General features: G+C 71.3%; 11 protein-coding genes. 4 read left to right on the top strand and 7 right to left on the bottom strand.

The genetic code is table 11. The annotated features are described in order from the left end of the window. Positions 1-168: 168 nt before the first annotated feature. Together DAERI_RS13320 and DAERI_RS13315 are read right to left on the bottom strand one after the other, a co-directional pair. Positions 169-930, bottom strand: a complete 762-nt coding sequence (locus tag DAERI_RS13320) for a shikimate dehydrogenase (RefSeq protein WP_103129999.1) — start codon at positions 928-930, stop codon at positions 169-171. A gap of 70 nt (positions 931-1000) precedes the next feature. Beyond that, positions 1001-2236, bottom strand: a complete 1236-nt coding sequence (locus DAERI_RS13315; RefSeq protein ID WP_103129917.1) for an alginate biosynthesis protein AlgP — start codon at positions 2234-2236, stop codon at positions 1001-1003. Between the two features lie 185 nt (positions 2237-2421). Between DAERI_RS13315 and recN the strand changes: the two genes are divergently transcribed. From recN to pckA, 3 genes are all read left to right on the top strand, one after another. Next, positions 2422-4104, top strand: coding sequence for a DNA repair protein RecN (gene recN / locus DAERI_RS13310; RefSeq protein WP_103129916.1), 1683 nt, complete (start codon positions 2422-2424; stop codon positions 4102-4104). Between the two features lie 79 nt (positions 4105-4183). After that, complete coding sequence (locus DAERI_RS13305; protein WP_103129915.1) at positions 4184-5272, top strand: protease complex subunit PrcB family protein; 1089 nt, start codon at positions 4184-4186, stop codon at positions 5270-5272. 177 nt (positions 5273-5449) lie between these two features. Beyond that, positions 5450-7033 carry a phosphoenolpyruvate carboxykinase (ATP) gene (pckA, locus tag DAERI_RS13300; protein ID WP_103129914.1) on the top strand — a complete coding sequence of 528 codons (1584 nt, stop codon included), beginning with the start codon at positions 5450-5452 and terminating at the stop codon, positions 7031-7033. Positions 7034-7112: 79 nt separating this feature from the next. Here the strand turns inward: pckA and DAERI_RS13295 are convergent, their stop codons facing one another. The 5 genes from DAERI_RS13295 to DAERI_RS13275 form a co-directional block, all read right to left on the bottom strand. Further along, the gene (locus DAERI_RS13295; protein WP_103129913.1) at positions 7113-7670 is read right to left on the bottom strand and encodes a GNAT family N-acetyltransferase; all 558 of its coding nucleotides are present in this window, start codon (positions 7668-7670) and stop codon (positions 7113-7115) included. Positions 7671-7704: 34 nt separating this feature from the next. Beyond that, positions 7705-8595 carry an EamA family transporter gene (locus DAERI_RS13290; protein WP_103129912.1) on the bottom strand — a complete coding sequence of 297 codons (891 nt, stop codon included), beginning with the start codon at positions 8593-8595 and terminating at the stop codon, positions 7705-7707. A gap of 98 nt (positions 8596-8693) precedes the next feature. Beyond that, positions 8694-11222 (bottom strand): alpha-glucan family phosphorylase, encoded by a 2529-nt coding sequence (glgP, locus tag DAERI_RS13285; RefSeq protein WP_103129911.1) that lies wholly within the window; start codon positions 11220-11222, stop codon positions 8694-8696. Between the two features lie 87 nt (positions 11223-11309). Next, the gene (locus DAERI_RS13280; protein ID WP_235610382.1) at positions 11310-11612 is read right to left on the bottom strand and encodes a DUF1622 domain-containing protein; all 303 of its coding nucleotides are present in this window, start codon (positions 11610-11612) and stop codon (positions 11310-11312) included. Then, positions 11613-12044 (bottom strand): DUF1622 domain-containing protein, encoded by a 432-nt coding sequence (locus DAERI_RS13275; RefSeq protein ID WP_103129910.1) that lies wholly within the window; start codon positions 12042-12044, stop codon positions 11613-11615. Positions 12045-12138: 94 nt separating this feature from the next. Between DAERI_RS13275 and DAERI_RS13270 the strand changes: the two genes are divergently transcribed. Beyond that, positions 12139-12615: a hypothetical protein gene (locus DAERI_RS13270; protein WP_103129909.1), complete on the top strand. Its 477-nt coding sequence runs from the start codon at positions 12139-12141 to the stop codon at positions 12613-12615. Positions 12616-12642: the final 27 nt, after the last annotated feature.

Below are 12642 nucleotides of genomic sequence, written 5' to 3'. Positions count from 1 at the left end.
CTCCTTTGCGAGCTTGAGGCGAAACGAGGAGTCGGTGAGTGACCTTTTCACGGACTGGCACGAGGGCGAGCGGTACTCGCCACCCCTCTCCCACAAGGGGAGAGGGAGCAAAAGACCTCGTGCTATGCAGCATTTTCCCTATTCACATTAAAGTTTCGAGGCGGCTATTTACACCAACGCCTCCGCCAATCCCGCCAAGTCCTCCGGGCGATACCGCTGGCCCGTCGCGTGCAGGAGTTGCCGGGCGAGGCGCAGGGCAGGCAGGGCGGAGAGGTCGAGGGTCGCCGCCCCACTTGTGCCCGTCTTGCCCTGCCCCGTCAGGTCGGCGAGGGTGTGGTAGGGCTGAAGGAGGCCGGGCGGAAGGGTCCCCCCCGTCAGCACGATCAGGTCAGCCCGTTCCGCCAGGGACAGCAGGGCGGGGTCGCGGCGGCCCAGGGCATAGACCCGCAGGCTGCCCGGCAGGTCGCGGATGAAACGCTGGGCGTCGGGGAGGTTGTCGGCGGCCACCGTGACCTGGCCCAGCCCCAGGCGCACGAGCGGCAGCGCCTGCGCGAGGTCGGGGCCGTTCCCGATCAGGAGGGCGCTCGCCCCGCGCGCCGCGTACCCGCTCGCCTCGACCGCGTCCAGCAGGGCGTCGGCCAGGGTGTAGGTGCCGCTTGCTCCCCCCGCCGCCCCGCCCGTCAAGGCGACCGCGTCCACCCGACCGGCCCGCCGCGCGTCCGGGTCGGCCTCCACGACTTCCGCCACCGCCGCCTCGCGTGAGGGATGGACCAGGGCCCCGGCAAAGCGCAGGGTCCGGCAGGCGAGGAGCACGGCGGGGAGGTCGTCGCCCGGCACGTTCAGGGCGAGCAGGCCGGCCTCGCGCAGGGTCAGGGCGGCGTGGGACGGGTAGGCGATCAGGGCGAGGGGCGCGTCGGGTGGGGCGGACATCAGGGCCAAGTGTACCGCGCGTCACGAAGGGGGCCGCCCCGGGTTGGAGGCGGCCCCCCTGCGCGAAACCTCAGTTGGACTTGCTGGCCGGGTTCTGGGGAGAAGTCGGGCTGTTCCCCTGGGTCGTGGCGACGGTGGTGCTCGCAGCGGGGGCGCCCGGGGCGGGCGAGGAGCCCCAGGTCGCGCCGCTCGTGCCCGCCTGCGTCCCGGCGGCCGGGGCGGGAGCGGCGGGGGCAGGCTTGGGTCCCTCCTCGATGGGCTCCAGCCACATGGTGCCCACGATATTGCGGGCCTGGCGGCTCGCCCGGTGCAGCCGCTCGGCGGCCTCGGGGCTGACGGACTCGACGGCCTTCAGGATGGAGTGGCGGGCGGCGGGCACGCGCGCCAGCACGACGGCCCCGACACCCACCAGGGCGAGAATCAGCAGGCCGCCGAAGCCCCCGCGCCCCTCGGCCCGGCGCTGGGCCTCCAGGGCGCGGCGCTGCCGCCGGGCCTCCTTGTCCAGGCGGGCGAGTTCGCGCTCGGTCTGCTTCTGAACGGGGGCGACCTTCTTGGCGATGGCGCGCTCCAGCTGGTCCGCGTCCCAGTCGCGCTTGCGGGCCCGCAGTTCCTTCTCGGCGCCCCGGCGGGCACGGTGCAGGAGCCGCTCGGCATCGCGGCGTCGGCTCTCGAAGCTGCCCTCGGCCCCGCGCAGCCAGCCCCCAACCTGATCCTCCGCGCGGGAGGCGAGGGCCTGACCCGCTTTGCGGGCCTTTTTCGCCTCGCGCCGGGCCTGGCGCTGCCGCTGCGCCACCATTCGCTCGGCCTCGCGACGGCGCTCGGCGACCCGGTCCTGGGCCTCCCTGGCCGTCTGCCGAACGTCGTGGGTGAGTTCGGCGGCCCTGGCACCCACCGCACCGGCTGCCGTGCCCGCGGCTTCCTGGGCGCCTTCCAAGAGAGAGTGGGCGCGGCTCGGCACCTCTTCCCGCAACGTTTCCAAGGTTTCAACCCCCTTGTGGGCCACGACCTTGGCCCCGTGTTGTGCCGCCTCCAGCAGGGCCTGGGCGCGGCCCGGCACCTCCTCGCGCAGGGTTTCGAGCGTCTCCGCCCCCTTGTGCGTGGCGACCTGGGCGGCGTGCCCCGCCTGGCTGGCCGCGCTCGACAGAGCAGGCTTCACCGTCCCGTCCAGCGTCTCCTGCGCCGCGCCGAAGAGGTCCTGGGCGCCCTCGACGAGTCGGCGGCGGACCTGCGGGTTCAGGGCCAGGGCGCTCAGCGCGCCGAGCAGCAGCAGGCTGCCGCCCCTCACACCTGGGTCGTTGTCGTTCATGTGGTACTCCTTTCACGTCGCTCCGCGCGGGCAGGCGGGAGGACCATAAGGGTCATTCTGCGAGCCGCCCAGGGCGGGAACGTGGGGAGAACGTAACGTGGATTTCATGTTCCCGCGCGCCCCGTTCGCCCCACCGTGACCCGCGTGCCCCTTCGCCGGGGCGCAAACGCTCTACACTCGGGGGCGTGACCCGCAAGGCCCGCGCCGCCACCGCCTCCCCTGCGCCGTCCCCGTCCGTGCCTGCCCCGGCGGTGACCGGGCCGCGCCTCTCGCGGCTGGAGGTGCGCAACCTCGCCACCATCCGCGACCTGACGCTGGAGTTCGGGCCGGGCTTCAGCGCCTTTACCGGCGAGACGGGCGCGGGCAAGAGCATCATCGTGGACGCGCTGGGGCTGCTGCTGGGGTCGCGGGCGAACACCGACCTGATCCGCACGGGCGAGGACAGCCTCCTCGTGACCGGCTTCTGGGGCGAGCCGGACGGGGAGGAGAGCAGCGCCAGCCGCCGGGTGACGACGCAGGGCCGCGGCACCGCCCGGCTGGACGGCGAGGTCGTCAGCGTGCGCGAGCTGGGGGAGTGGGCAGCGGGCAGGCTGACGATCCACTGGCAGCACTCGGCGGTCAGCCTGCTCACGCCCGCCAACCAGCGGTCTTTGCTCGACCGTCAGGTGGGGGCCGAACTCGCGGCGTACACGGCAGCCTACCGGGCGTGGATGGACGCGCGGGCGCGGCTGGACACCCTGCGCGCGAACGAGCGCGAGCGGGCGCGGCAGCTCGACCTCCTCTCCTTCCAGGTGCGCGAAATCGCCTCGGTCGCCCCCCAGCCCGGCGAGGAGGAGCCGCTGACGGCGGAACTCACCCGGCTGTCGAACCTGGAGACCATCGCCATGGGGGCGGCGGGGGCGCTCGAACTGCTCTCGGACGGCGAGACGAGCGCGGCGGGATTGATCGCGGACGCGGTGAAGGCGCTGAACGCCGGGGCCAAGTACGACGAGACGAGCGCCCAGCTTCAGCGCGACCTGCGCGAGGCGCTGGACAGCGTGCAGGCCGTGGTGGGCGAGTTGCGGGACGTGGCCGAGGACAGCGCCCCCGACGCCGAGGAACTCGCCCGGGTCGAGGCGCGGCTCTCGGCGCTGGGCAAGCTGCGCACCAAGTACGGGCCGACGCTGGAGGACGTGCTCGCCTTCCAGGCGGGGGCGGAGGAGGAACTCGCGGCCCTGACCCGCGACGAGCAGGACGCGGGCACCCTGGAGGCGGAGGTGGGCCGCCTGGAGCGCGAGGCGCGGCGGGCCGGGGAGGTGCTCGACGAGGCCCGGACCCGGAAGGCGGGCCCGCTCGCCGGGGCGCTCGTCGCGGTCGTCCGTGAGCTGGGAATGCCGCACGCGCGGCTGGAGTTCCGCCTCTCGCCGCTGCCGAATCCCGGCCCCTCCGGTCTGAGCGACGTGGCCCTGCACTTCACGGCGAACCCGGGCGAGGCGCTGGGCCCGCTGGCGGACGTGGCCTCGGGCGGCGAGCTGTCGCGCGTGATGCTGGCGATCAGCACGGTCCTGGGCGCCGACACCCCCGCCGTCGTCTTCGACGAGGTGGACGCGGGGATCGGAGGCGCGGCGGCCCTGGCGGTGGCCGAGCAGCTCGGGCGGCTGGCCCGCGAGCGGCAGGTCCTCGTCGTGACCCACCTCGCGCAGATCGCGGCCCGCGCGGACCACCACTACAAGGTCGAGAAGGGGATCGAGGACGGGCGCACGGTCAGCCGGGTGCGGCTCCTGAGCCCGCAGGAACGCCTGGAGGAGATCGCCCGGATGCTGAGCGGCCATGCGTCCGAGGCGGCGTTGGGCCACGCCCGGGAGTTGCTGGCGGGGCGGCTGGCCTGAGCCCCACCCTGAGGCGACATGGGTGTTCGCTCAAGGCGACCTTCAGTCGGTCGTCAGACGGCGCCCCTAAGCTGGCCGCATGAACAAGACGCTGACCGCCGCGCTGCTGCTGGGCGCGGGCCTTCTCGCGGGCTGCTCGGTGAACGGCCCGGGCACCCTGAGGGTCCACGAGGTGCTGCTGTACGGCGCCGCGCAGGAGCGCATCGTGTGGGTGTACGGCACCCTGGGGTCGGGCGGGCAGACGAGCGTGAAGCTCGGGGGACAGGCGGCAGAGTTGCGGGCGCAGGTGCAGGACCCCCTCGCCGTGGCCGGGACCCTGAGCGTGAATGGGAAGGCGACGTACCGGGTGCCGACGAGCGTGGTGTCCCCGGGGCTGGTCCTGACGCGCGACACGCGCGGCCTGTTCGACATCTCCTTCAACGAGGCGGGCGGGACCATCTACTACACCGACGGGCGCACCTGGACCCGCCTGAACTCGGCCACAGGCCGGGGGGTGGCCGGAACTCCCGTGAGCGGCCTGCGCGGGGCGGGCCACCTGACCGACGCGGAGGCCGCTGCTCTGGGCAATGCCCTCCTGAATCAGGGAACGCTGGCCGTCGCTGTGCTGAATGAGGCGACGGTGCCCGACGCGCCCCTGGCCGTGGAGCCCACCCCGGGCGAGTACCGCCGCACGGCCCTGTACGTGCTGCCCGGCGTGCGGACGGTCGCCGCGAGCGCGGGCAACCCCACCCCGACTCCAGCACCCACCCCCGGAGGCCGCGTGAACTTTACTGTCCTGGCCAGCGGCGCGAACGCCACCGCCACCGACCCCGCCGTGCAGGTCGCCACCACCCAGGCGGGCCTGAACGCCCTGTACAGCGTCGCCTACGGGCGGCAGACGGGCGCGCCGGGCGTCCCCAGTCTCGCGGGCGGTGAAACGGTTGTCGGCGTGTTCCTGGGTCAGCGGCCCACGGGCGGCTACGGGGTGAGCGTCACGGGGGCGAGCGTGCGGGACGGCGTGCTGACCCTGACGGTGGAGGTGAGGGCCCCCGGCCCCGACACGATCACCACCCAGGCGATCACGAGCCCGTGGACCATCATCCGCGTGCCCGGCAGCTACCGCGAGGTTCGGGTGGTGGACACGGGGGGCCAACCCTTCGCGCAGGGAGCGGGCGGCTCGGTCCGCTGACATTCAGGGCAACGAGAGGGGGAGCGGCCCGGCGGGGCACGTTCCCTCTTTGTGTTCCCCCTCACGTAACAACCGTTCGTTTGGAATGGAACCGTTTCCCGGGTCAGGATGAATGCGAACATCCAGACATTCCGTCCCGAGTGCCCGGGACTGCTCGCTCCCGAAAGGAACCCCGCCATGAGCCTCACCCAGACTCCCCTGCTGCAAGACCTCGGCATCCAGAATGCAACCCTGCACCACAACCCCGGCGTGGACGAGCTGTACGCGGCGGCCATCCGCCGGGGCGAGGGCGAGCAGGCCGCCTGCGGTCCCCTGACCGTGCGCACGGACAAGACCGGCCGCAGCCCCAAGGACCGCTTTATCGTCGAGGACGACCTGACGCGCGACCGGGTGTGGTGGGGAGGCTTCAACACGCCGATCAGCCCCGAAGTGTTCGACCGGCTGCTGGAGAAGATGACCGCTTACGCGGGGGGGCGCGAGCTGTTCGTGCAGGACGTGTTCGCGGGCACCGACCCCCGCTACCGCATCGGGGTGCGGGTGGTGACCGAGATGGCCTACCACTCGCTCTTCGTCCGCAATATGTTCGTGCGGCCCACCCCCCAGGAACGCGAGGACTTCCGGCCCGACTGGACGGTGCTCAACGTCCCCTCCTTCCGGGCGGACCCGGCGACCGACGGCGTGCGGAGCGAGACCTTCATCCTGGTGAACTTCACCCGGCGCATGATCATCGTGGGCGGCACCCAGTACGCGGGCGAGAACAAGAAGGGCATCTTCGGGGTGCTGAACTTCCTGCTGCCCGAGCAGGGCGTGATGCCCATGCACTGCTCGGCGAACGTGGGGCCGGAGGGCGACGTGGCCCTCTTCTTCGGGCTGAGCGGCACGGGCAAGACGACCCTGAGCGCCGACCCGGAAAGGCGCCTCATCGGCGACGACGAGCACGGCTGGACGGACACGGGCATCTTCAACTTCGAGGGCGGCTGCTACGCCAAGGTCATCAACCTCAACCCGGAGGCCGAGCCCGCGATCTACCGCACGACGCGGACCTACGGCACCGTGCTGGAAAACGTGGTGCTGGGGCCGGACGGGATGCCCGACCTGGACGACGGCTCGCTCACCGAGAACACCCGCAGCGCCTACCCCATCACCGAGATCGACAACATCGTGGAGGAGGGCCGCGCGGGGCACCCGAAGAACGTCATCTTCCTGACCGCCGACGCTTTCGGCGTGCTGCCGCCGCTGAGCCGACTGACGCCCGAGCAGACGATGTACCAGTTCATCAGCGGCTTCACGGCCAAGATCCCGGGCACCGAACAGGGCGTGACCGAGCCGCAGCCCACCTTCTCCACCTGCTTCGGCGCCCCCTTCATGCCCCGGCACCCCGGCGAGTACGCCCGGCTGCTGGCGCAGAAGGTGCGCGAGAGCGGCGCCCGTGTGTGGCTGGTCAACACCGGCTGGACCGGCGGGCAGTACGGCCAGGGCAAGCGCATGAGCATCGCCCACACCCGCCGCCTCATCAACGCGGCCCTGTCGGGCGAACTCGACGGCGTGACCTTCGAGCGCGAGCCCTTCTTCAACCTGGAGATTCCGACCGAGGTTCCGGGGGTGCCCGCCGGGGTGCTCAACCCCCGCGACGCCTGGGCGGACCAGGAGGCCTACGACCGCACCGCGCGCAAGCTGGCGGGGATGTTCCGCGAGAACTTCAAGCGGTTCGAGGACGGCGTGGACCCGGCAATCACGGCGAGCATGCCGGACCACGGGTAAGAACTGTTCAAGTCTGGCAAAACACGGTGGAACGCCGCCCGGGCCTCGGCTCAGGCGGCGTCTCTCCTGCAAAGCCGGGTTATGGGTTCAGGTCCTGAACCTCCCGCCCTTGCTCCCAGTCACCCCGATCAACCGCATAGTCCACGTCCACCGACTGGTATTCGTCAGACCAGTATTCCCGCTCCAGGGACATCCCCACCTTTTCCATCACGCGGCGCGAGGCCAGGTTGTCGGCAGCGGTCGAGGCCACCACGCGGCGCGCGCCGAGTTGACCGAAGGCTCTGGCGAGCAGGGCTCTGGAAACCTCGGTGGCATACCCCTTGCCCCAGGCCGGGCGCCGGAGCCGGTAGCCGAGTTCCGGCTCAGCGGGGTGCGCCCCGGGGCGCGGGCGCAGGTGAAACCACCCGATAAAGGCGCCCGTCGCCTTCTCGACCGCGGCCCAGTAGCCGTACCCCTCCCCCCGCTCGTCGTAGGCCAGGAAGTGCGGCAGGATGTCGTCCCGAATCTCTTCCCGCGAGGCGGGGGGGCCGAGAAAGCGCATCACCTCGGGGTCACTGTCGAGTTCGAACAGCAGGTCCGCGTCGCCCGGCGTGAAGTGCCGCAAGATCACCCGTTCCGTTTCGAGGTAGACCCGCATGGGGTGACTGTACGTGATGCTGAGGCCGCCGCCCTCAGTTCGCCGGTTCCGCCTCCACCACCGCCCGCTCGCCGCTCAGGCTAATCCCCACGCTGGCGGCAATCACGCAGAGCATGGCGAGCCCTTGCAGGGCCGAGAGGCGCTCGTGCAGGAAGAGTAGGCCGCTCAGGGCGGCGATGGCGGGTTCCAGGCTCATCAGTACGCCGAAGACGCGGGCGGGGAGGGCTCGCAGGGCGGCCATCTCCAGGCTGTAGGGCAGGGCGCTGGAGAGGACGGCGACGGCGAGGCCCGCGAGGAGCGCCGAGGGGGCGAGCAGGGCGGTTCCCGCCGTCAGGAGGCCGAAGGGCAGGGTGACCAGAGCGGCCACGATCATGCCCGCGACCACCCCGGTCACGCCCGGCACCCGCCGCCCCAGCTTCCCCCCGGCCAGGATGTACAGCGCCCAGAAGGCCCCCGCGGTCAGGGCCAGCGCGGCGCCCAGGAGGTCGAGGTGCCCCTCTCCCCCGCCGTGCGGCGCGATCAGGACGATGCCGAGGGCGGCGAGCGCGACCCACAGCAAGTCCCGCATTCGGCGGGACAGGACGAGGGACAGCACGAGCGGCCCCACGAATTCCAGCGTGACCGCCAGGCCCAGCGGCAACCGGGTCAGCGACAGGTAGAAGGAGAGGTTCATCAGGCCGAGCGCGGCGCCGTAGGGCAGGACGGCCCGCCACGCCGCCGGAGTCAGGGCGCGCAGGTTGGGGCGAAAGACCAGGCTCAGAATGGCGGCGGCGAGCGTCACGCGCAGCGCCGTGGTGCCCGCCGCCCCCAATGCGGGAAAGAGGGTCTTGGCGAACGCCGCACCGCCCTGAATGCTCAGCATGGAGAGCAGGAGCGCCGGGACGGGGGGCAGGGAGGTGGGGAGGGCTCGGCGCACGGGGGGCATTATGGGGCTCGGTGCCGCCAGTCGTGGGGCACCAACAAGACAGGAGGAGCCGAAGCGTTTGCCCCAACTCCTCCTTGTCTGTCACCGCTCAACGCCCCTCACGCCCACTTGATCAGGCCCGCCTCCAGGTCGTTGCTCAGGCCCTCGATCTCGGGGAGCATCCGCACGCCGACCGAGTACAGGCCGCTGTCCTCCAGCGGGACCTGGGCGCTGTAGTGGCCGTTGCCCTGGGGGGTGAGGGGCACGCGGGTGAAGTGGTCGCCGCGCTTGAGGACGGCCTCGACCCGCAGTTCCTCGGGCTTGATCCCCGCCGGGTTCACGGTCGCCTGCACCTCCACCCGCTCGCCGGGACGGGCGGTGGCGGGCAGGTGGGCGCTGGCCTGGAGGCTGGTGTGGGGCCACTGCTGGCGCACCCAGCTCTTCCAGCCCGCGATCTCCCGCGCCCGCTGGCTGCCGTTCCTCGCCAGGGCCGCGCCGCGCTCGGTCAGGGGCAGGTAGTACTGGTTCACGTAATCGATGACTTGCCGCTGCATGGAAAAACGCGGGCTGACCGTCTGGATCGCCCGGCGCACGACCTGCCGCCAGCCGCTGCGGCCCTCGGCATCCGGCTGGGGCGGCGCGTAGTACAGCGGCACGATCTGGGTTTCGAGCGTCTGGTACATGCTGAAAGCGTCGGCGTCGTCCTGAGTATTCAGGTCGGCGTACTCGCGCTCCTCGCCGATGGGCCAGCCGTTCGTGCCGTCATACCCCTCGCGCCACCAGCCGTCAAGGATGGAGAAGTTGGGCGAGCCGTTGAAACTGGCCTTCATGCCGCTCGTGCCCGAGGCCTCCAGCGGGCGACGGGGGTTGTTCAGCCAGATGTCCACCCCCTGCACGAGGTGGCGGGCCACGTTCATGTCGTAGTTCTCCAGGATCACGATCTTGCCGCGGAACTCGGGCTCCTGCGAGACGCGGTAGATCTCCTGGATAAAGGCCTTGCCGGGGTTGTCGGCGGGGTGCGCCTTGCCCGCGAACACGAACTGCACGGGCCGCTCGGGGTCATTCACGATGCGGCTAAGGCGGGCCTTGTCGCGGAAGAGCAGAGTCGCGCGCTTGTAGGTGGCGAAGCGGCGGGCAAAGCCGATGGTGAGCGCGTTTTCGGACAGCACGCCGTCAGTGCCGGCCACGTCGGCGGCGCTGGCCCCGTTGCGGGTGAGTTGCTCGCGCAGGCGGCGCCGGACGAAGGCGATCATCTCGCGCTTCATGTCGAGCTGCACGTCGGCGAGCTGGGCGTCGGAGAGCGCCTCCACCGCCTTCCACATCTCCTCGTCCTCCAACCGCTCGGTCCAGTCGTCCGGCAGCACCGTGCCGAGCAGGTCGCGCATGGGCTGCGAGGTGAAGGTGAGGTTGTGCGCCCCGTTCGTCACGTGGCCGATGGGCACCTCCCGCGCCTCGGCGCCCTCGTACAGGAACTTCCACATGTCGCGGCTGACCTCGCCGTGCAGTTCGGACACCCCGTTTGCCGCGCGGCTCATGCTCAGGGCGAACACGGTCATGGAGAAGGTGGGCACCCAGTGGCCGTCCCAGAACTGGTCGTGGCGGGCGAGGGCATAGAGTTCCTCGCGGGAGGTATGCAGCAAGGACGGCCAGCGGCCCAGGTAGCGGTCCATCAGGTCGTATCCGAAGGCGTCGTTGCCGGCGGGCACCGGCGTGTGGGTGGTAAAGAGGGTGGAGGAGGCGACCGTCTCGGTGGCGGTGCGGAAGTCCAGGCCCGTCTCCACCAGTTCGCGGACGCGCTCCAGGCCGAGCAGGGCGGCGTGGCCCTCGTTCATGTGGTAGACCTGCGCGGGGACGTTCAGGGCCCGGAGCGCGCGGATGCCCGCCACGCCCAGCAGCACGTACTGCTGAACGCGGAGTTCCTGGTTGCCGCCATACAGCCGCGCCGTGAGCTTGCGGTCCTCCCCCTCGTTCTCGGGCACGTTCGCGTCGAGGAGGAGTACCCGGATGCGGCCCACGCGCAGGTCCCACACCCGCACGTGAACGTCGCGGTGGCCGATCTGCACGCTCACCCGGGCCTCCTCGCCCCCGGCGGTGAGCGCGGGCTTGATCGGCAGGGTGGTCAGGTCGAGTTCGTCGTAGGCCTCCTCCTGCCAGCCGTCCTTGTTGAACAGTTGGCGGAAGTACCCCTGGTGAAACAGCATCCCGACCGCCGTGAAGGGCAGCCCGAGGTCTGAGGCACTCTTGCAGTGGTCGCCCGCCAGCACCCCCAGACCGCCGCTGTAGATCGGCAGCGACTCGTGGAAGCCGTACTCCATGCTGAAGTAGGCGACCGGGCCGAGGGCCGCGGCATTCTTGCTCGCCCAGGTATCCTTCTTCCCCATGTAGGCGTCGAAGTCGGCCATGACCTGCGTGTAGCGGCCCAGGTAGTCCGGGTCGGCGGCGGCCTGCTCCAGCCGGTCCTGGGACACCTCCAGCAGGACCCGGACGGGGTTGTGTTGGAAGCGCTCCCAAATTTCGGCGTCGAGGTCCCGGTACAGTGCCTGGGCGTGCGGCGTCCACGACCAGTAGAGGTTGTAGGCGAGTTCGGAGAGCCGCCCGATAGCCTCGGGAAGCTGGGGAAGCACGGTGACCTGGCCGATGACGTTCATACCCGCTGAGCTTACACCACGGTGCCGGGACCCTATCTCGCCCCCCCCGGCGGCGGCCCTCGCCAGCGCCCGACCTGTCCAGACGGCCTAGCCGTGGCCCTGCCGCAGCTCCTGCCGCTCCCAGGTGACCACCCGCTTCAGGCCGGTGCGGAGGAGGAACACGGCGGCGAACAGGCCGATCTGGGTCCAGGTGGTGAGTTCCACCGTCCGCAGCAGCGTCGCCACGACCTTCAGGTTCAGCGCGAAGAGGATGCCGTCGGCGACGAGGAGCCGGGCGCGCAGCAGGTCCCGGCCCCGCAGCAGGGCCAGCAGCGCCGCCCCCACGTAACCGAAGAGGATGAGGTTGCTGGCGAGCTCCACGAACAGGCGCAGCGCGGGGAGCACGGCCACCTACCCCTGCCTGGCCTGACCCTGTTCGGACTGGAGCGGGGAGGTAATCTTGGCGTCCGCCCGCTGGCCCTCGGCCTCGCGCACCTCGCGTTGCAGGAAGTAGTTCAGGGCCGTCCGAATTCCGGCGATGGCCGCGAGTTTTCCGATGTCGTCCCAGTTGGGCGCGACCGCCGTTCGCAGGATGTCGGCGGCGAGCAGGAACTCCAGCACGACCGAGAGCCAGCGGCCCAGGCGCAGCCGGATGGCCTCCTTCAAGGATTCGGGTGTGCCCTGCCGCAGGAAGAACAGCCCCAGCGAACGCCACAGGGCTTCTAGCACCGCGATCCCCACGACGATGCCGGAGGCGCCCTCCACCCCGGTCGCCAGGTAACGGGTCACCTGCCCGACCACCACCTCGAACTGCCCGAAGAGTCCCGCCGCTTCGCCTTCCATCCCCGCAGGCTAGCCCCTCCGGACACGAGCGGGTGATAGACGGGCACAGGGGATGTTGAGGAACGTCTCCGCTCCCCGCGCGTTAGCCTGGGGCGTGACGCGCGCCGCCAACGAGGACGATCCCCAGGCCCTGCTCCACGCCGAGGGGGAACGCCTGGCCCGGCGCCTCGCGCAGACCCTGGGGGGTGGCGAGGCGGATGTGGCCCGGGCGCACCTGCTCGGCCTGAGCCTCGCCGTGAATCTGGTGAACGCGCTGATCCCCACCGTCGAGCAGGTGACGCGCCATGCCGGGCGCCCCCTGCACGCCCACCTGATCGGGGACGAGCGGGGGCGGGCGGTGATCGAGACGGTCACCCTGGACGGCGAGCGGCACACCCGGTTGCCGGTGGACGACCTGCTGGACTCGGCGCTGTACCGGGCGGGACGGCTGCATCCCACGGTCGCCGCGCATCTGAGCGAGGCTATGACCGGCAGCGAGCATCACGCGACCCGCGCGCTCGCGGCCTGCCTGAAAAGCGCTCCTGTTCTTGATGCCATCCGGCGGCAGCTCACGGCCCTGCTCCAGAAATAGGAGCCGGGGAGGGGTGCGCCTTGGCTC

Origin of the sequence: Deinococcus aerius, from assembly GCF_002897375.1 — a bacterium.
GTDB lineage: Bacteria > Deinococcota > Deinococci > Deinococcales > Deinococcaceae > Deinococcus > Deinococcus aerius.
The sequence above is the reverse complement of the archived record's forward strand: the minus strand, read 5'-3'. Positions and strand labels throughout refer to the sequence as shown.